The sequence below is a fragment of the Aeromonas sp. CA23 genome, assembly GCF_002587065.1.
Lineage (GTDB): Bacteria > Pseudomonadota > Gammaproteobacteria > Enterobacterales > Aeromonadaceae > Aeromonas > Aeromonas bestiarum.
On record NZ_CP023818.1, the window covers coordinates 3,239,060 to 3,257,613 of the forward strand.

An 18,554-nucleotide genomic window follows, 5' to 3' on the forward strand; every position below is an offset into this window, starting at 1 on the left:
CACAGATGAAGGCCATTATCCTGATAGTATCCAGCTTGTTCTGCTTTGTCACTGCGCCCGCCTGGGCCCAGGTCTACGAGCGTAACACGGCGCGGCCCGTGGATCAGGTGGTGTTTGGCCAGGTCGAGACGGTGCGCAACATCACCCAGCGTCAGATCCTGGAGTCCGAGCACTCCGGCTGGAAAACCCTGGGGGGCGCCGTATTGGGCGGCTTGCTTGGCAACCAGTTTGGCGGCGGCCACGGCCGTGAAATAGCCACCGCCGTCGGCGCGCTGGCCGGGGCGGCTGCGGCGCAGCAGTATCAGTCTGGCGGCACCGTGGTGGAGAACAAGCTGGTGGAGCTGCTCATTCGCAACGAGCAGAACGGGCTCATCAATGTCATTCAGGATTATGATCCGGCCATGGTATTCATGAACGGCGACAAGGTGCGCATCCTCTATTTCAACGATGGGGTGCGGGTCGACAAGACCTATTGAGTGGAACCAGGAAGGAAGTAGGGGGAGAGGGGGAGCAACCCGACGACATCCACAGTGAGGATCCGTCGGGCGGTACTACACGGTGCTCATCTGCCGAGGTCTGCTCAGGCCGATGAGTCCTGAGACACTATCTTGTCGCGACCAGTGTTCTTCGCCTGATAGAGCAGGCGATCCGCCTCGCTCAGTGCCTCGTCCATGGAGACGCGCCCGACCTTGATCACCCCGAAACTGGCGCGAGCAAACAGCGGGATCTCCCGTGACAACGGCTGTTGACGCAGTTGCTGGCGCAGCCCCTCCAGCCGCTTGAGCAGCACAGGCACGGTGCAATGGGGCACCATCAGGGCAAACTCCTCGCCGCCAAAACGGGCGATCATGGCATCGGGGAAGAACTGGGTGAGCAACCGGGTCAGGTGACAAAGCAGCTGATCGCCGATGGCATGACCCCAGTGATCGTTGACCTGCTTGAAGTGATCCACGTCGAGCACGCAGAGGGCGAGCGGCGTCTCCTGGCGCTGATGATCCTCAAACCACTTCTGTCCCTCATTGAACCAGTAGCGCCGGTTATAGAGCCCGGTCAGGTAGTCGCGGTTGGCCGACTCCTGAATGCTGTTGAACTGCTCAAGAGCCTCCAGATTGTGGCTGACCCGGCACTGCAACTCTTCCGGTTCAAACGGCTGGTTGAGAAAGTCGTTGGCGCCCTGTTTGAGGTAGCGGGCGGAGAGGCCGCGCTTGTCCGACACCGAGATCCCTATGATGGCGAGCTGCTGCTTGCTGTAGCGCTCCCGCAGCATGCGCACCAGGCTGATGCCGTCGATCTCCGGCATGTAGTAGTCGACCAGCACCAGCCGGATGGCCGGGTTCTGTTCAAGCTGGGCCAGGGCATCGCGGGCATGGCTCGCCTCATGTACCTGCAGCAACTGCTTGCGCAGCTGGGCCATGGTGCGATGACGGGAGGTGCGTGAATCATCGACCACCAAGACCTCAATTTTCTGATTGAGATAGAGGCGATGCACCAGACTGACTGCGTATTGCAGTGAGTGGCGCGAATCCTTCATCACGTAATCCAGCACCCCGGCCTCCAGCCAGGCTTCCCGCTTGTCTTCACTGATGTCGGCGGTGAGGATCACCACCGGCAGGCCCAGTTCCAGCAGCACCTTGACGGCTTCCCCGCTGGGGGCATCCGGCAGGGTGAGATCGACCAGGGCCACCACATACTCTTCCCCCTGGCAATGACGGGCGCCCTCCAGGGTATCGAACGCATCGATTTCCAGACCTGTTTGTTGTGCTATGGCCTGGATCAACATGCGGCGGATCGTCAGACTGTCTTCGACAATCAATATTTTCTGTTTCATCCGGCTCCTTAAAATAAAAAGGCATGCCTCACGGCATGCCTTTTATATCCCTTGCGCTTATTGCGCGTCCAGATATCGCTCGGCGTCGAGGGCCGCCATGCAGCCGGTGCCGGCAGAGGTGATGGCCTGACGGTAGGTGTGGTCGGCCACGTCCCCGGCGGCAAAGACCCCTTCGATGCTGGTCTGGGTGGCAAAGCCGTCCAGCCCGCCGCGTACCTTCAGGTAGCCATTCTGCATCGCCAGCTGACCGTCGAAGATCTGGGTGTTGGGCTGGTGACCGATGGCGATGAAGACCCCCATCAGCGGCAGCTCTGAGGTGGTCTCATCCCGGGTGCTGCGCAGACGCACGCCGGTGACGCCCATCTGATCGCCCAGCACTTCGTCCAGGGTCTGGTGGGTGTGCAGCACTATGTTGCCGCTCGCCACCTTGTCGTGCAGACGCTTGATCAGGATCTTCTCGGCGCGGAACTCGTCGCGGCGGTGAATGAGGTGCACCTTCTTGGCGATGTTGGCCAGATAGAGCGCCTCTTCCACGGCTGTGTTGCCGCCGCCGATCACGGCCACTTCCTGGTTGCGATAGAAGAAGCCGTCACAGGTGGCGCAGGCGGAGACGCCGCGGCCCTTGAACGCCTCTTCGGAAGGCAGCCCCAGATACTTGGCGGAGGCACCGGTGGCGATGATCAGCGCATCACAGGTGTACTCGGCGCTGTCGCCCTTGAGGCGGAACGGACGCTGGGTCAGTTCCACTTCATTGATGTGATCAAACAGGATGCGGGTGTCGAACTTCTCCGCATGCTCTTTCATGCGATCCATCAGGGCCGGACCTGTCAGCCCCTCGGGGTCACCGGGCCAGTTTTCCACTTCGGTGGTGGTGGTCAGCTGACCGCCTTGCTGCATGCCGGTGATGAGCAGGGGATTGAGGTTGGCGCGGGCCGCATAGACGGCGGCGGTGTAACCGGCCGGGCCTGATCCCAGGATCAGCAGTTTGCTGTGAGTGACTTGGCTCATGATGTGATTTCCGAGACGTGATGAGTTTGCGCGATTGTAGGTAATTCGAGATCCGGGGTCAAAGGCCAGTGAGTCGATTGTGGCAATCGACTGTCGGTGCGGGCTGGCGTGCATTCGGGCATAAAAAAACCGCCCATCGCGGGCGGATTCTGACTCATCGACTCCCCGGGCGGGGCGGCGATCAGTTCAACAAGGTCAGCGGATCTGTGCAGGCCAGGCCATGGGCCTCGGCCACCTCTTTGCAGGTGACGTGACCGGCCATGATGTTGAGTCCGTGGCGCAGGTGGGCATCCTTGAGCAGTGCCTCCCGATAGCCTTGCTCCGCCAGCTTGATGATGAAGGGGAGGGTGGCGTTGTTGAGGGCCACGGTTGAGGTGCGGGCTACCGCCCCCGGCATGTTGGCGACACAGTAGTGCACCACTTCGTTGACCAGGTAGGTGGGATCTTCATGGGTGGTCGGGTGGGAGGTCTCCACGCAGCCGCCCTGATCGATGGCCACATCGACGATGGCAGAACCCGGTTTCATGCGGGCAATGTGGTCACGGCTGACAAGTTTTGGCGCAGTGGCGCCGGGCACCAGCACGCCACCGATGACCAGATCCGCCGCCAGCAGATGGAGCTCCAGGGTCTCGCGGTTGGAGTAGACCACCTTGGCGGCTCCCTGGAACTCGCTGTCGAGGCGGCGCAGGGTGTCGACATTGTTGTCGAGTATGGTCACATCGGCACGTAGGCCAATGGCCATGCGGGCTGCGTTCGAACCCACCACGCCACCCCCTATGATCACCACCTTGGCTGGCTCGACCCCGGGTACGCCGCCGAGCAGCATGCCGCTCCCGCCACGGGATTTTTCCAGCGCCTGGGCACCCGCCTGAATAGACATGCGTCCCGCCACTTCCGACATGGGGGCCAGCAGGGGCAGGCCGCCACGGCCGTCGGTGACGGTTTCGTAGGCGATGCAGATGGCTCCGCTCTTGATCAGCTCCAGGGTCTGGGGCAGATCGGGCGCCAGATGCAGGTAAGTAAAGAGGGTCTGGCCCGGGCGCAGCATGGCGCGTTCGACGGCCTGGGGCTCCTTCACCTTGACGATCATCTCGGCTTTGGCGAAAACCTCTGCGGCGGAGGCCAAAATTTCGGCACCGGCAGCGCGATAATCTGCATCACCGAAGCCAATGCCGTTTCCGGCGCCGCTTTGGACGAAAACAGTATGGTTTCGTGCTGTTAGTTCACGTACACTGGCCGGAACCATGCCTACGCGATATTCATGGTTTTTTATTTCTTTAGGTACACCGATAATCATGCTATCCCTCGTCTATCGATTGGTGTTTTATGTTGCAAAAATGTTAAGCAACATTTGCGCCTAGTATATTCAGGTATTGACAGGATTTGTGACCATAATTATAAAATGACTGGTGATTCTTACCAAAAAATAGCCAAAGGATGGAATAAAATGATGGAAGCTAAGAGTCGGCTAAAGGATTTGGACAGGATTGACCGCAACATTCTGAATGAGCTGCAAAAGGATGGCAGGATTTCGAACGTTGAGTTGTCCAAACGAGTTGGCCTGAGTCCTACACCGTGTCTGGAACGGGTTCGTCGCCTCGAGCGACAAGGTTATATCGAGGGATATGCCGCTATTCTGAACCCTCATTATCTGGACGCGTCTCTGCTGGTGTTCGTGGAAATTACCCTCAATCGCGGTGCACCGGATGTGTTTGAACAGTTCAACAAGGCTGTTCAGGTGCTCGAAGAGATCCAGGAGTGCCATCTGGTCTCCGGCGATTTCGACTATCTGCTCAAGACCCGCGTCAGCGACATGTCGGCCTATCGTCGCCTGCTGGGGGAAACCCTGCTGCGACTGCCCGGTGTCAATGACACCCGCACCTACGTGGTGATGGAAGAGGTCAAACAGAGCAGTCGTCTGGTGATCAGCACCCGTTGAGTTGGGTTATGCTGTGGCTTGCCAGGCTTATGACAAGTCACGACAGTCAGAAACGAGCGGCCGGTCCGCTCGTTTCTTCTTATCGCGTTGGTTGTGAATATGGCCCAGCCCATCAGGCACTGGCTGACAATCGGTGGGCTTTTCAGGGATACTAGGCCCCCTTATCCCCTGCATTACATGTTTTCAGAAAGGAGCCGGAGTTTGGCCGATAAAAAGCTGTTTACTCCTTTATCAGGTACACAACGGATCTTCGAAGCCGTCTTGATCGCCATCACCCTGATGGCTGCCTATCTCTTGCTTGCCCTGTTGTCCTATCACCCGGCCGATCCCGGTTGGTCCCAGACCTCCTGGCAAGGGGAGGTGAAGAACCTCGCCGGTAGCGCGGGGGCCTGGCTCGCCGACATCACCATGTTCACCTTTGGGGCCTTCTCCTATCTGGTTCCCCCCCTGGTCGTCCTGCTGGGCTGGAGCCTGTTCTGGCGCCCGAGCCGGCTGCTGGACGTGGACTACCTTACCCTGTCGGTACGGATAGTGGGTTTCGTGCTGACCGTGCTCGGCATGTCCGCCATCGCCAGCATGAACTTCAACGACATGCAGAATTTTTCCGCCGGCGGCCTGGTCGGGGATGTGATCTCCTCCGCCGTGGTGCCGCTGTTTGGTGGCGTCGGGGCCAACCTGATGCTGCTCTGCTTCGTGGCCACCGGCATCACACTGTTCACCGGCTGGTCCTGGCTCACCATAGTCGAGCGGATCGGTGCCACCTGCACTGGCTCGGTCAGCGCGGTTTACCACTTCCCCACCACCCTGGGTCGCTGGTTGACCGGCGGCTGGCGTCAGCCCCGTTTTGAGGGACCGGATCCCCTGCTGGAAGGGGGGCTGGGTGCCATCGAGCTGGAAGAGGATGAAGAGGACGATCCTCACACCAGCTGGACCCGCAATCCCAAGGGCAAGGCGGGCAAGGGCCAGAAGGCCAAGTCCGATGAGTGGCTGCCCGAGCTCGATGACGACACCTTCCAGTTCGATCCGCAATTTGATGATGAAGACGACGAGCCGGCGCCCGTGGCCAAGCCCAAGCGCGCCGCTGCTGCCACTGCCCGTCGCCAGCCAGCCCTGACCACGGCCGATGACGAGGATGAAGAGTTCGATCTGCCCTGGGCCGAGGGTGACGATGATGTGGCCGCACCGTTCGCTGTTGCGCCGAGCAAGCCCAAGCGTCGTCCACAGCCAGGCATGGCGCCCTTGCCGAGCCTGGAGCTGCTGGACAGGCCGCCTGCCAAGACCCAGATGATGAGCAAGGACGAGCTGGACCGCATGGGCCGTCTGGTGGAGGCAAAACTCGCCGACTACAACGTGCAGGCCAAAGTGGTCGGTGTCTATCCGGGCCCCGTCATCACCCGTTTCGAACTGGATCTGGCGCCGGGCATGAAGGCGAGCAAGATCACCAACCTGTCGCGCGATCTGGCTCGCTCCCTCTCCGCCAGCAGCGTGCGAGTGGTGGAAGTGATCCCGGGCAAGACCTTCGTCGGCATCGAGCTGCCCAACCGGGTGCGCCAGACCGTCTACCTGCGCGAGACCCTCGACTGCGAGGCCTTCCGTGACAGTCGCAACCCGCTCACCATGGGCCTGGGTCAGGACATTGCCGGCGAACCGGTGGTGGTGAATCTGGCCAAGATGCCGCACCTGCTGGTGGCCGGTACCACAGGTTCGGGCAAGTCGGTGGGGGTGAACACCATGATCATCTCCATGCTCTACAAGTCATCGCCGGACGATCTGCGCTTCATCATGATCGACCCCAAGATGCTGGAACTCTCGGTCTACGAAGGGATCCCCCATCTGCTGACCGAGGTGGTCACCGACATGAAGGATGCCGCCAACGCGCTGCGCTGGTGCGTGGGCGAGATGGAGCGTCGCTACAAGCTGATGTCGGCGGTCGGGGTGCGCAACCTCAAGGGTTACAACGACAAGGTGCTGGCCGCGGCTGCCGAGGGCGAGCCCCTGCGGGATCCGCTATGGCGTCCGGGCGACTCCATGGATCAGATGCCACCAGAGCTGGAGAAGCTGCCCCACATAGTGGTGGTGGTGGACGAATTCGCCGACATGATGATGATCGTCGGCAAGAAGGTGGAGGAGCTGATTGCCCGGATCGCCCAGAAGGCGCGGGCCGCCGGTATTCACCTCATTCTGGCGACCCAGCGTCCCTCGGTGGATGTGATCACCGGCCTCATCAAGGCCAACATTCCGACCCGCATCTCGTTCCAGGTGTCGAGCAAGATCGACTCGCGCACCATTCTGGATCAGGGCGGCGCCGAATCCCTGCTCGGCATGGGCGACATGCTCTACATGCCGGCCGGTACTTCCAACCCGACCCGGGTGCACGGCGCCTTCGTCGATGACCACGAGGTGCACAAGGTGGTGGCGGACTGGAAACTGCGCGGCGAGCCGAACTACATAGAGGAGATCCTCTCCGGCGAGTCGGGCGGCGAGGGTGGCAGCGGCGAATTTGGCGGGGGCGGCGATGAAGAGCTGGATCCCCTGTTCGACGAGGCGGTGGCCTTCGTGGTGGAGTCCCGCCGTGGTTCCACCTCCAGCGTGCAGCGCAAGTTCAAGATTGGTTACAACCGGGCCGCTCGTCTCATCGAGCAGATGGAAAACCAGGGCATCGTCAGTTCGCCAGGTGGCAATGGTCAGCGCGACGTGCTGGCACCGCCCCCGGTACGAGACTAAGCCTCATCCCACTATCCTGGCCATGCCCTCGCGGCGTGGCCTTTTATCGAGATCGTCGTTATGAAAAGCATGATGAAAAAACAACTGTTGATGGGAACCGTGCTGCTGGTCGCCAGCAGCCAGGTGTGGGCCGATGCGGCCAGCGACCTCAAGCAGAAGCTGGCGGGTGTCAGCCTCTTCTCCGCCAAGTTTGCCCAGACTGTCTATGACAGCAAGGGCAAGGAGCTGCAAAAGGCCGGCGGTGACCTGCTGGTGCAGCGCCCCAATCGCTTCAACTGGCACACCACCTCGCCGGACGAGAGCCTGATCGTGGCCGATGGCAAGGACGTCTGGGTCTACGATCCCTTCGTCGAGCAGGTGACCGCCCTCAAACTCAAGGATGCGGTGCTCAACACCCCCTTCATCCTGATCGCCGGCAACGACGACAAGTTCTGGAAAAACTATGACGTGACCCAGCAAGGTGACGTCTATACCGTCACCAGCCGCAACAAGGATGAGCTGATCGCCTCCTTCCGCGTCACCTTCGATCGCGACAACAACATCAGCCGCTTCGATGTGAAAGAGGCCCAGGGGCAGTGGAGCGAATTCACCCTGAGCAGCTTCAACCGCAAGCCGGTGCTCAAGGGCAATGAGTTTGTGTTCAAGATCCCGAAGGGGGTCGAGCTGGACGACCAGCGCTGATGAGCAATCTCTCTTTGGATGTCTCGTCGGGCCGTCTCCTGCTGGCGACCCCTATGACGCAGGATGGTCAATGCAGATGAGCAACTTGTCGCTGGATTTCTCGTCGGATTTTCGCCCGCTGGCGGCCCGGATGCGGCCGCAAAACCTCGACCAGTACATAGGTCAGCAGCATATCCTGGGGCCTGACAAGCCCCTGCGCAAAGCCATACTGGCCGGCCACTGCCACTCGATGATTTTGTGGGGCCCGCCCGGTACCGGCAAAACCACGCTGGCCGAGCTGATGGCGCACTACTGCCAGGCCGAGGTGGAGCGCCTCTCTGCGGTCACCTCCGGTATCAAGGAGATCCGCGCCGCCATCGACAAGGCGAAGGAGAACAGCTGGCGCGGGGTGCGCACCATCCTCTTCGTGGATGAGGTACACCGCTTCAACAAGAGCCAGCAGGATGTGTTTCTGCCCCACATCGAAGACGGCACCATCACCTTCATCGGCGCCACCACCGAAAACCCCTCGTTCGAACTCAACAACGCACTGCTCTCCCGGGCCCGGGTCTATCTGCTCAAGCGGCTGGAAGAGGAGGACATACTCGCCATGATCGATCAGGCGATGCAGGATCCGCGCGGTCTCAATGATCCGACCCTGGCCTTCGCCTCCGGGGTGAAGGCGGCGCTGGCCAAAGCCGTGGATGGCGACGGGCGCAAGTCCCTCAACTATCTGGAGCTGTTGGCCGACATGGCCGAGACCAATGGCGAAGGGAAGAGAGTGATCGACAGCGCCCTGCTCGCCGCCGTGGTGGGGGAGCACGTGGCGCGCTTCGACAAGGGTGGCGATCACTTCTACGACCTCATCTCGGCGGTGCACAAATCGATTCGCGGCTCCGCCCCCGATGCGGCCCTCTACTGGTACGCCCGCATGGTGAGCGCCGGTTGCGATCCCTTGTATATCGCCCGCCGCTTGCTGGCCATCGCCTCGGAAGACGTGGGCAACGCCGATCCGCGGGCCATGCAGGTGGCGCTGTCGGCCTGGGATTGCTTCCACCGCATCGGCCCGGCCGAAGGGGAGCGTGCCATCGCCCAGGCCATCGTCTACCTTGCCTGCGCCCCCAAGAGCAATGCGGTCTACACCGCCTGGAAGGCGGCGCTCAACGATGCCAAAAACCTGCCCGACTTCGAGGTGCCGCCGCACCTTCGCAACGCCCCCACCAAGCTGATGAGCGAGCTGGGCTATGGCGCCGAGTATCGCTATGCCCACGACGAACCGGGGGCCTATGCCGCCGGCGAGGCGTATTTGCCGCCGGAGTTGGCGGGCAAGCAGTACTACCAGCCCACGGATCGCGGTCTTGAGAAGCAGATAGCCCAGAAGCTTGACTACCTCCATGAGCTGGACCGGCAGAGCCCGCAACAAAGGGGCAAGTAGCAGGCCGTCGCCTGCGCCCTCGACCAGCCCTGTCGGCAGACCTGTGGCCCCTGAATGCACTTGTTCAAATGAGGCAGTTCAGGTACCGGTTTGCCGCTGTGGTCAGGAATGGGGAGTGAGGGAGTATCCCGAGCCTTGCCGACCGGCAAGGTCCGTGAAAACGACACAAATAGTCCCTGTTCGGGCGGGGGGGCGGTCTGATACACTGGCCCTCTGACCCCGCTTGTCTCGGCCTTGCGCCATCTTCTTGATTTCGAAGGCCTGTTTTTGAAGGCTCGATCCTGAAGACGATAGGGGTGCGCCAACCGATGTTAACTTCCGGATCTGTTCTCTCGCCCGGTCATGATGACCCAGGCCCAGATCCCATTTTAAAAAAGTAGGTAAACCATGCTGGATCCCAAATATCTGCGTAGCGAGATTGACGAAGCTGCCGCTCGTCTGGCGACACGTGGCTACGTTCTGGACGTAGCGGCTGTCAATGCTCTGGAAGAGAAACGCAAGGATCTGCAGTCCCGTACCCAGGAGCTGCAGGCCGAGCGCAACGCCCGCTCCAAGTCCATCGGTGAGGCTGCCCGTCGTGGTGAAGATGTGGCTCCGCTCAAGGCCGAGGTGACCAAGATCAACGACGAGCTTGAAACCAGCAAGGTTGAGCTCGAGGCGCTGCTGCGCGATCTCAAATCCATCTCCGACGCCATCCCCAACCTGCCGAGCGAGACCACGCCGGTGGGCCGCGACGAGAACGACAACGTGGAAGTGCGTCGCTGGGGTACCCCGCGCGAGTTCGACTTCCCGGTGCGCGATCACATCGATCTGGGTGAAGCGGCCAAGGGCGTGGATTTCAAGAACGGCGTCAAGCTGTCCGGTGCCCGCTTCGTGGTGATGAAGGGCCAGATTGCCCGTCTGCACCGCGCCCTGGCGCAGTTCATGCTGGACCTGCACACTCTGCAGCACGGCTACACCGAATGCTACGTGCCTTATCTGGTGAACCCGGACAGCCTGTACGGCACAGGTCAGCTGCCGAAATTCTCCGAAGACCTGTTCAACACGGGGATCGAGGGTGAAGGGGAAGAAGAGGGCAAGCTGCGCAAGTTCTCCCTGATCCCGACCTCCGAAGTGCCGCTCACCAACATGGCCCGCGACGAGATCTTCGACGAGCAGGAGCTGCCCATCAAGATGACGGCCCACAGCCCCTGCTTCCGTTCCGAAGCTGGTTCCTATGGTCGTGACACCCGCGGTCTCATCCGCATGCACCAGTTCGACAAGGTCGAGATGGTGCAGCTGGTTCACCCGGAAAAATCCTGGGAAGCGCTGGAAGAGATGGCCGGTCACGCCGAGAAGGTGCTGCAACTGCTGGAGCTGCCGTATCGCGTGATGGCGCTGGCCACCGGTGACATGGGCTTCTGCGCCGCCAAGACCTACGATCTGGAAGTCTGGCTGCCGGCCCAGAACACCTACCGTGAGATCTCCTCCGTCTCCAACTGCACCGATTTCCAGGCGCGCCGCATGCAGGCTCGCGTGCGTATCGACGGCAAGCCCCAGCTGCTGCACACCCTGAACGGCTCCGGCCTGGCAGTGGGTCGTACCCTGGTAGCCGTGATGGAGAACTACCAGCAGGAAGATGGCCGCATCGCCATCCCGGCTGCGCTGCAATCCTACATGGGTGGCCTGACCCACATAGGTTAAGCACACTCGCATCAACACAACGCCATGGCCATGCCATGGCGTTGTGCGTTTGGGCGCCGAATCCTGGTATCGGCGCCGAAAAAAGTGCTTCATCCGGCCCCCGGCTGAACATTTAACACATTTTTATCAAGCATTGCGCAATCGTTTTTGTTAGACTGCGCCGCAATTTCGCAGGACACTTTTTCCTATGGTCTGGATTGATTACGCCATCATCGGCATCGTCGGTTTCTCCGCCCTCATCAGCCTGGTGCGCGGCTTCGTCAAGGAAGCCATGTCGCTCGTCACCTGGTTTATCGCCTTCTTCATCGCCAGCCATTTCTATCCCGATCTCGCCATCTACTTCACCTCGTTCAGCGACCCTCTGGTACGCAACGGCCTGGCCATCGCAGCCCTGTTCGTGGCGACCCTGATCCTGGGCGGCGTGGTGAACTACGTGGTGGGTCTGCTGGTGGAAAAGACCGGCCTGTCAGGAACGGATCGGGTGCTCGGCATCTGCTTCGGCGCCATTCGCGGGGTACTGATCGTCAGTGCCCTGCTGTTTTTTATGGATACCTTCACCAGCCTCTCCCAGAGCGACTGGTGGGTGGCGTCCAAACTGGTTCCCGAGTTCAAGCCGGTGATCCAGTGGTTTTTCGGGTTCATGTTGAACTCGTCCAGTTTTCTTAAACAGGTATAGTGACTTCGAGGTAGCAAAGACATGTGTGGTATTGTCGGTATAGTTGGCACCACCCCCGTCAATCAGGCCCTCTACGACGCCTTGACGGTGTTGCAGCACAGGGGACAGGATGCCGCCGGGATCGTGACCATAGAGAGTGGAAACTTCCGGCAACGCAAGGCCAACGGCCTGGTGAAGGACGTGTTTGAAGTGCGCCACATGCAGCGTCTGCAAGGGAACATCGGCATAGGTCATGTCAGATATCCCACCGCAGGCAGCTCAAGTGCCGCTGAAGCCCAACCTTTTTACGTGAACTCCCCCTACGGCATGGTGCTGGCCCACAACGGCAACCTCACCAACGCCAAGGAGCTCAAGGAGCAGCAGTTCAAGGTGGCCCGTCGCCACATCAACACCACCTCGGATTCCGAAGTGCTGCTGAACGTGCTGGCCCACGAACTGGATCTGTGCGATAAGATGGCGCTGCGGCCGGAAGACATCTTCTCGGCGGTGCGCAAGGTGCACCAGCAGATCCGCGGTGCCTATGCCGTGGTCTCGCTGGTGATAGGTCACGGCCTCATCGGCTTTCGCGATCCCAACGGCATTCGCCCGCTGATCCTGGGTCGTCGGGCCGATGAGCAGGGCCAGGTGGAGTACATGCTCGCCTCCGAGAGCGTGGCGCTGGACGCCATAGGTTTCGAGACGGTGCGTGACGTCGCCCCCGGTGAAGCCATCTACATCACAGAGCAGGGCCAGCTCTTCTCCGAGCAGTGTGCGGAAAACCCGCAGATGAGCTCCTGCATCTTCGAATACGTCTACTTCGCCCGTCCCGATTCGTGCATCGACAAGGTCTCCGTCTACGCCGCCCGCCTCAACATGGGTCGCAAGCTGGGCCGGAAGATTGCGCGTGAGTGGGAAGATCTCGACGTGGATGTGGTCATCCCCATCCCGGAGACCTCCTGTGACGTGGCGCTGGAGATAGCCCATACCCTGGACCTGCCATACCGTCAGGGCTTCGTGAAGAACCGCTACATAGGCCGTACCTTCATCATGCCGGGCCAGACCCAGCGCAAGAAGTCGGTGCGTCGCAAGCTCAATGCCATCAGCTCCGAATTCAAGGGCAAGAAGGTGTTGCTGGTAGACGACTCCATAGTGCGCGGTACCACCTCGGAGCAGATCATCCAGATGGCCCGTGAGGCAGGGGCGGCCAAGGTCTACTTCGCCTCGGCGGCACCGGAAATTCGTTTCCCCAACGTCTACGGCATCGACATGCCCACCGCCAACGAGCTGATCGCCCACGGTCGGGAAGTGGAAGAGGTGTGCAAGCTGATCGGTGCCGATGGCCTGATTTTCCAGGATCTGGAAGATCTGGAAGAGGCGGTGCGGGAGATCAACCCCGAGCTGCGTCACTTCGAGACTTCGGTGTTCAACGGTCACTACGTCACCTCGGACGTGGATCAATCCTATCTGGATCACCTCAACGCCCTGCGCAGCGACGACAACAAGGCGGTGCGTGAGTGGCAGGAAGGCACCAGCAATCTGGAAATTTTTAACGAAGGCAGTTAAACGTTTTCGCTTGATATGACAGATATGAGATGGGGGCCCCGGCCCCCATTGTCGTGTCCGGGCGGCGGGGTAGGGCTGTTATCTGCTTTAAAAATAATCACTTATACCGCCGGGTGTGGGCAGCGGCGGCGGGATCCGCTAGCATGGGCAGCCGCGCGCCCATCGCGCCGCCGTATCAACCAGAACAGACGAGAATTCAGATGGATGACCTGCTAGCCCCCGTGCGCCAGTTTTTGCAGTGTGAGACCCCGGATGCCTGGGTGGAGATGGCGCGGGATCCCGCCTGGTTGCCGACCCTGCTCATCGATCACGCCAACTGCGAGAACAAGGCCGCCCTCACCGCCCACAGCCTGGTGCGGCGCTACTGCCTGCCCAAGGGCAAGCGCCATCTGTTGCCCAAGCTGGAGTTTTATCGGGAGCTGGATGCCATCCCGGAGAAGGCGGAGATCCTGGGCAAGCGCAGCATGGGGGAGTCCGATCGCACCGTGTTCGAGGAGCTGGCCCGCAATCCGCTGCTGTTTCCCATGGTGCGGCTCATCCAGGAGGAGCTGCACCACTTCGAGCAGGTACTGGAACTGATGGCCGCGCGCGGCATTCCCTATGGCCCCGTGACCGCCTCCCGCTATGCGCGCAACCTGATGCAGCATGTACGCACCCACGAGCCAGCTACCCTGGTCGACAAGCTGATCATCGGTGCCTACATAGAGGCGCGCTCCTGCGAGCGCTTTGCCAAGCTGGCGCCTCATCTGGATGAGGAGCTGGGTCGCTTCTATGTCTCCCTGCTGCGCTCGGAGGTGCGCCACTACCAGGACTATCTGGCGCTGGCCGAGCAATACGCGGGGGAGGATATCAGCGAGCGGGTGGCTTATTTTGGCAAACTCGAAGCCGAGCTTATCCGCTCGCCGGATCCGCAGTTCAGGTTCCATAGCGGGCTGCCTGTCAGATCTGACAGTTGTTGACGCAAGAGGCTCTGCCTACCATGGCCATGTTCCTACTACGAGCGACGCATTCACTTTTTGAGCGCAATTCCCGGCCCCTGAGCCGGGATTTTTTTTACGCTTTTTCCAGCAGATGACGAAGAGGGTTGGCCGGTGCCGGGGTCGGCACCGGCCCGGGGATCAGCGGCGATATTCGTTGTTGTAGTTCTGGATCAGACGGCGAGTCACCTCGTGCTGAGGGTCGGCAAACACCTTGAGGGTCTTGCCACGTTCCACCACCCGTCCTTCGTGCATCACCAGCACCTCGTCGCTGATGTGGCTCACCACCCCCAGATCGTTGGCCACCAGCACATAGCTCAGCCCCATGGTCTCTTGCATCTCCAGCAGCAGGTTGATGATCTGGGAGCGCACCGAGATGTCCAGGGTGGAGAGTGCCTCGTCGGCTACCACTATTTTGGGGTTGAGAATGAGCGCCCGGGCCAGCGCCACCCGCTGCTGCTGACCGGCGGAGAGCATCTGCGGATAGAAGAGGGCGTGATCCGGCAGCATGCCCACCATGCGCAGGGTCTGTACCACCTTGTCGTGACGCTCCTCGTCGCTCATCTCGGTGTTGAGCCGCAGCGGCGTCTCCAGGATCTGGCCGACCCGGATCTTGCGATTGAGCGAGGAGTTGGGGTCCTGGAAGATCATCCGCAGCAACTTGCAGCGGGTCTGATAGTCGCCGTGGATCAGGGTCTGGCCCTCGATGGCGATATCGCCACCGCTCGGCTCTATCATGCCCGCCAGGATCCGCGCCAGCGTGCTCTTGCCTGAGCCGGCCTCGCCGACGATGGCCAGGGTCTGGCCGACCTCGAGGTCAAACGAGAGCGGCTTGATGGCTTCAACCGCCTGACGCCGAAACAGGCCGGTGCGGTTCTGGTAGGTCTTGCACAGGCCCCTGACCTGCAGCAGGGAGGGTTCGATCACTGTCCTGGCTCCTTGGTGGCAGAGCATGCGGCCACGGGCTGATAACGTCTTGGATTCATTTCTTCGGCTCTTCCATGTTCAGCGGGAAGTGGCAGCTGAACTGGTGACCCTTGACCTTGCTCATCAGCGGCGTTTGTACGCACTGCTTCTGGGCATAGGGACAGCGGGGGCCGAGCCGGCAACCTATGGGCAGGTGCTGCAGCGGCGGTATCACCCCGGGCAGGGTTTCGAGCCGCGACTTGTGGCGCACCAGCTTGTCAAAATCGGGAATGGACTTGAGCAGGGCATCGGTATAGGGGTGATGGGGCGAGGTCAGGATCTGCTCCCGGGTGCCCACCTCCACCATCTGGCCGCAGTACATCACGTTGATGGTGTCGGTCAGGTTGGCGATGGCCGCTATGTCGTTGCTGATGATGAGGATGGTGGTGTTGCCCAGCTTGTTCATCTTGTCCAGCAGCCGCAGGATCTGGGAGTGGGTGGTGGACTCCATGGCGCTGGTGGGTTCATCGGCGACCAGCAGACGCGGCTTGTTGGCAATGGCCATGGCGATCATCACCTTCTGGCACATGCCGTCCGACAGCTCGTGGGGATAGGCGCGCATCACCTTGCGGTGATCCTTGACGCCGACCCTGTGCAGCAGGGCGATGGCCTTCTTCTTGCGCCACTGGAAGCGCTGCCAGAACTGGCCCTCAAACGAATCGGTCGGGATCGCCTCTTCCAACTGGGTACCTATCTCTTCGGAAGGGTCCAGACAGCTGATGGGGTCCTGGAAGATCATGGCGATCTCGCGACCCATGATCCGGCGTCGCTCCTTGGGGGCCATGGTCAGCAGATCCATGTCGTTGAAGCGCATCCGGTCGGCACGCACAGTCCAGTTGTCCTTCTGGATGCCGACGATCACCTTGGCCACCAGGCTCTTGCCGGAGCCCGACTCACCCACCAGGCCGCGGATCTCCCCCTCGGTCAGGGTCAGGCTCACCCTGTCCACCGCCTTGACCTTGCCCTGGGGCGTGTCGATCTCGATGGTGAGGTTGCGAATATCGAGCAAGGGCATCAGTTGCGCTCCTCATGAGGGTGTGGCACGGCGTGCTGCATCGGGGATATGCCGTCCTTGATGGTATAGAGCAACAAGATCATCAATCGTTCCCCTCTTTGAGTACTTCACGAATGCCTTCACCCACCAGCGATGGGTTGACCAGCACGCCGTACAGGAATGGACAGGGGCCAAGGGTGAATATGTCAATCTTGGGCAGAGAGCGCTGCATCAGTCGTTCCCCTCTTTGAGTGCTTCGCGAATGCCTTCACCCACTAAATTGGTGACCAGCACGCTGAACAATATGGCCATGCCTGGCAGGGTCACTGTCCAGGGGGCGAGGTAGATGAGATCGCTCGAATCGGCCAGCATGGCGCCCCATTCCGGCTGGGGAGACTGGGCGCCGAGGCCGAGAAAACCCACCGCCGAGATATCGAGAATGGCGGCGGAGAGGGTGCGGGTGGTCTGGGCGACCAGGGTCTCCACTATGTTCGGCAAAATGGCCAGACGCATGATCCGCAGCGGCGGCGAGCCGTCGAGGCGGCTGGCGATGATGTACTCCTTCTGCATCTCGGTATGGACCGCGTTGTAGGTCGCCCGGATGAAGGGAGGGATCAGCGCCAGCGTGATGGCGATCAGGGTATTGAACAGGCCAGGTCCCAGGATGGCGACCATGATGATGGCCAGCAACAGGGAGGGGATGGAGAGCAGGGTATCGAGCAGGTGGTGCAGTACGCTCGATTTCAGCCCCTTGCTCATGCCGCCCAGGATGCCGATGGCGGTGCCGGCCACCATGGCGATCATCACCACCAGCAGGGCGTTGCCGAAGGTGAGCCGAGCCCCCGCCACCAGACGGGAGAGGATGTCGCGCCCCAGATCGTCGGTGCCGAGGAAGTAGTCTATGTTGCCGCTGTTGGCCCAGGAGGGGGCCAGCAGCAGACGGCCGCTGTGTTGCTCGTCGATGCCGTAGGGCACCACCAGGGGGCCGAACAGGGTGATGAGCAGCAGGATCACGAAGCACCAGAGTCCGCCCATGGCCAGCGGATTGCGGCGATAGGAGGCCCAGGTCTGCTCCAGCGGGGAGAGGATCTTGAGCTCGGGGTAGAGGTTATTCTTGTCTTGCATAGGATTCCTGGCTCCAGGTCATGCCATGAGCACGTTCAGTCTTGTTTTGCATAGAGTTCTTTGCGCCGCGCCGGATAGATGAGGGTGGTGAGCAGCTCGGTGCTGACGCTGATGAAGATGACGAAGCCGGCGACCACCAGGGTGGCGCCCCGGATGGCGGCGTAGTCCTGCAGGGCAATGCTGTTGATGAGCCAGCGGCCGATCCCGTGCCACTCGAACACTACCTCGGTGATCATGGCGGAGGTGAGCACGCTGCCCAGCTGCAGGCCGAGCAGCGGCAGTACCGGCGGCAGGGCGTTTTTGAGACCATGGCGCCAGACGATCTGGCGGCGGGAGAGGCCACGGCTCGCCGCCGCCTTGATGTAGTTCTGCTTCATCACGTCGATCAGCGAACTGCGTACGTGACGGATCACCTCTGTGGTGGGCACCACAGCCAGCACCAGCGAGGGCAGGATCAGGTGGCGCAGGGCATCGTGCAGCGCCGCCTGGCGCCATGGCTCGTGGCTCATCAGCACGTCGAACACGGCTATACCGGTGATGGAGGGCACGTCATAGAGCAGGCTGATCTGACCAGAGGCGGGCAGCCAGCCCAGATCCAGCGAGAAGAACATCACCACCAGCAGCGCCAGCCAGAAGACGGGTACCGCATAACCGATGAGGCCGGCGGTCATGATGGAGAGATCCAGCGGCTTGCCCTGATAGAGCGCCGCCAGAGTACCGAGCGGAATGCCCACCAGCAGCGAGATGGCAAAGGCGGCCAGGCAGAGGATCAGGGTGGCCGGGAAGTAGTGGCGGATCTCCTCCAGCACCGGCAGGCCCGAGACGCTGGAGAGCCCGAGATCCCCATCCAGTATGCGGCGCAGGAAGTCGGGATAGCCGCTCCAGAAGCTGGCCTGCTGACCGATGAGGCGAAAGTCCAGCAGGTAGGCGACGAAGGTCAGCGCCAGCAGGGTAATGAGTAGCAGGTTGATGCGACGCAGTATGTAGAGAAACATGC

Annotated in this window: 17 protein-coding genes; 9 read left to right on the forward strand and 8 right to left on the reverse strand. The window is 61.1% G+C overall.

The features are described from left to right. Nucleotides 1–5: 5 nt before the first annotated feature. Nucleotides 6–476: a glycine zipper 2TM domain-containing protein gene (locus tag CK910_RS15165; RefSeq protein WP_043135952.1), complete on the forward strand. Its 471-nt coding sequence runs from the start codon at nucleotides 6–8 to the stop codon at nucleotides 474–476. A 104-nt stretch (nucleotides 477–580) separates the two neighbouring features. Here the strand turns inward: CK910_RS15165 and CK910_RS15170 are convergent, their stop codons facing one another. The 3 genes from CK910_RS15170 to ald all read right to left on the reverse strand — a co-directional run bounded on the left by CK910_RS15170 (nucleotide 581) and on the right by ald (nucleotide 4,133). Further along, complete coding sequence (locus CK910_RS15170; RefSeq protein ID WP_043135955.1) at nucleotides 581–1,828, reverse strand: diguanylate cyclase; 1,248 nt, start codon at nucleotides 1,826–1,828, stop codon at nucleotides 581–583. Nucleotides 1,829–1,885: 57 nt separating this feature from the next. Further along, a complete protein-coding gene (gene trxB, locus CK910_RS15175; protein WP_043135959.1) occupies nucleotides 1,886–2,836 on the reverse strand; it encodes a thioredoxin-disulfide reductase in 951 nt (316 codons plus the stop codon). Between the two features lie 181 nt (nucleotides 2,837–3,017). After that, nucleotides 3,018–4,133 (reverse strand): alanine dehydrogenase, encoded by a 1,116-nt coding sequence (gene ald / locus CK910_RS15180; RefSeq protein ID WP_098983863.1) that lies wholly within the window; start codon nucleotides 4,131–4,133, stop codon nucleotides 3,018–3,020. A 150-nt stretch (nucleotides 4,134–4,283) separates the two neighbouring features. Between ald and lrp the strand changes: the two genes are divergently transcribed. The 8 genes from lrp to miaE all read left to right on the forward strand — a co-directional run bounded on the left by lrp (nucleotide 4,284) and on the right by miaE (nucleotide 14,454). Then, nucleotides 4,284–4,775, forward strand: coding sequence for a leucine-responsive transcriptional regulator Lrp (lrp, locus tag CK910_RS15185; RefSeq protein WP_005300047.1), 492 nt, complete (start codon nucleotides 4,284–4,286; stop codon nucleotides 4,773–4,775). A gap of 201 nt (nucleotides 4,776–4,976) precedes the next feature. Then, nucleotides 4,977–7,499, forward strand: coding sequence for a DNA translocase FtsK (locus tag CK910_RS15190; RefSeq protein ID WP_098983864.1), 2,523 nt, complete (start codon nucleotides 4,977–4,979; stop codon nucleotides 7,497–7,499). A 72-nt stretch (nucleotides 7,500–7,571) separates the two neighbouring features. After that, nucleotides 7,572–8,180: an outer membrane lipoprotein chaperone LolA gene (lolA, locus tag CK910_RS15195; protein WP_043556901.1), complete on the forward strand. Its 609-nt coding sequence runs from the start codon at nucleotides 7,572–7,574 to the stop codon at nucleotides 8,178–8,180. 70 nt (nucleotides 8,181–8,250) lie between these two features. Next, entirely contained in the window at nucleotides 8,251–9,594 is a 1,344-nt protein-coding gene (locus CK910_RS15200; RefSeq protein ID WP_098983865.1) for a replication-associated recombination protein A, read from the forward strand. A 387-nt stretch (nucleotides 9,595–9,981) separates the two neighbouring features. Further along, the gene (gene serS, locus CK910_RS15205) at nucleotides 9,982–11,277 is read left to right on the forward strand and encodes a serine--tRNA ligase (protein WP_098983866.1); all 1,296 of its coding nucleotides are present in this window, start codon (nucleotides 9,982–9,984) and stop codon (nucleotides 11,275–11,277) included. A 187-nt stretch (nucleotides 11,278–11,464) separates the two neighbouring features. Further along, the gene (locus CK910_RS15210) at nucleotides 11,465–11,953 is read left to right on the forward strand and encodes a CvpA family protein (RefSeq protein ID WP_042869859.1); all 489 of its coding nucleotides are present in this window, start codon (nucleotides 11,465–11,467) and stop codon (nucleotides 11,951–11,953) included. Between the two features lie 21 nt (nucleotides 11,954–11,974). Beyond that, a complete protein-coding gene (gene purF / locus CK910_RS15215; RefSeq protein WP_042869861.1) occupies nucleotides 11,975–13,495 on the forward strand; it encodes an amidophosphoribosyltransferase in 1,521 nt (506 codons plus the stop codon). Between the two features lie 200 nt (nucleotides 13,496–13,695). Beyond that, the gene (miaE, locus tag CK910_RS15220) at nucleotides 13,696–14,454 is read left to right on the forward strand and encodes a tRNA isopentenyl-2-thiomethyl-A-37 hydroxylase MiaE (protein WP_098983867.1); all 759 of its coding nucleotides are present in this window, start codon (nucleotides 13,696–13,698) and stop codon (nucleotides 14,452–14,454) included. 159 nt (nucleotides 14,455–14,613) lie between these two features. Here the strand turns inward: miaE and CK910_RS15225 are convergent, their stop codons facing one another. From CK910_RS15225 to CK910_RS15240, 5 genes are all read right to left on the reverse strand, one after another. Continuing rightward, nucleotides 14,614–15,399, reverse strand: coding sequence for a peptide ABC transporter ATP-binding protein (locus CK910_RS15225; RefSeq protein WP_043556852.1), 786 nt, complete (start codon nucleotides 15,397–15,399; stop codon nucleotides 14,614–14,616). A 55-nt stretch (nucleotides 15,400–15,454) separates the two neighbouring features. Next, a complete protein-coding gene (locus CK910_RS15230) occupies nucleotides 15,455–16,453 on the reverse strand; it encodes a peptide ABC transporter ATP-binding protein (RefSeq protein WP_043136052.1) in 999 nt (332 codons plus the stop codon). 82 nt (nucleotides 16,454–16,535) lie between these two features. Then, the gene (locus CK910_RS24535; protein ID WP_301336230.1) at nucleotides 16,536–16,664 is read right to left on the reverse strand and encodes a hypothetical protein; all 129 of its coding nucleotides are present in this window, start codon (nucleotides 16,662–16,664) and stop codon (nucleotides 16,536–16,538) included. Next, the gene (locus CK910_RS15235) at nucleotides 16,664–17,557 is read right to left on the reverse strand and encodes an ABC transporter permease subunit (RefSeq protein WP_043556853.1); all 894 of its coding nucleotides are present in this window, start codon (nucleotides 17,555–17,557) and stop codon (nucleotides 16,664–16,666) included. The genes CK910_RS24535 and CK910_RS15235 overlap by 1 nt, the downstream gene beginning before the upstream one ends. Before the next feature lie 35 nt (nucleotides 17,558–17,592). Then, entirely contained in the window at nucleotides 17,593–18,552 is a 960-nt protein-coding gene (locus CK910_RS15240; RefSeq protein WP_043136056.1) for an ABC transporter permease, read from the reverse strand. Nucleotides 18,553–18,554 lie beyond the last annotated feature (2 nt).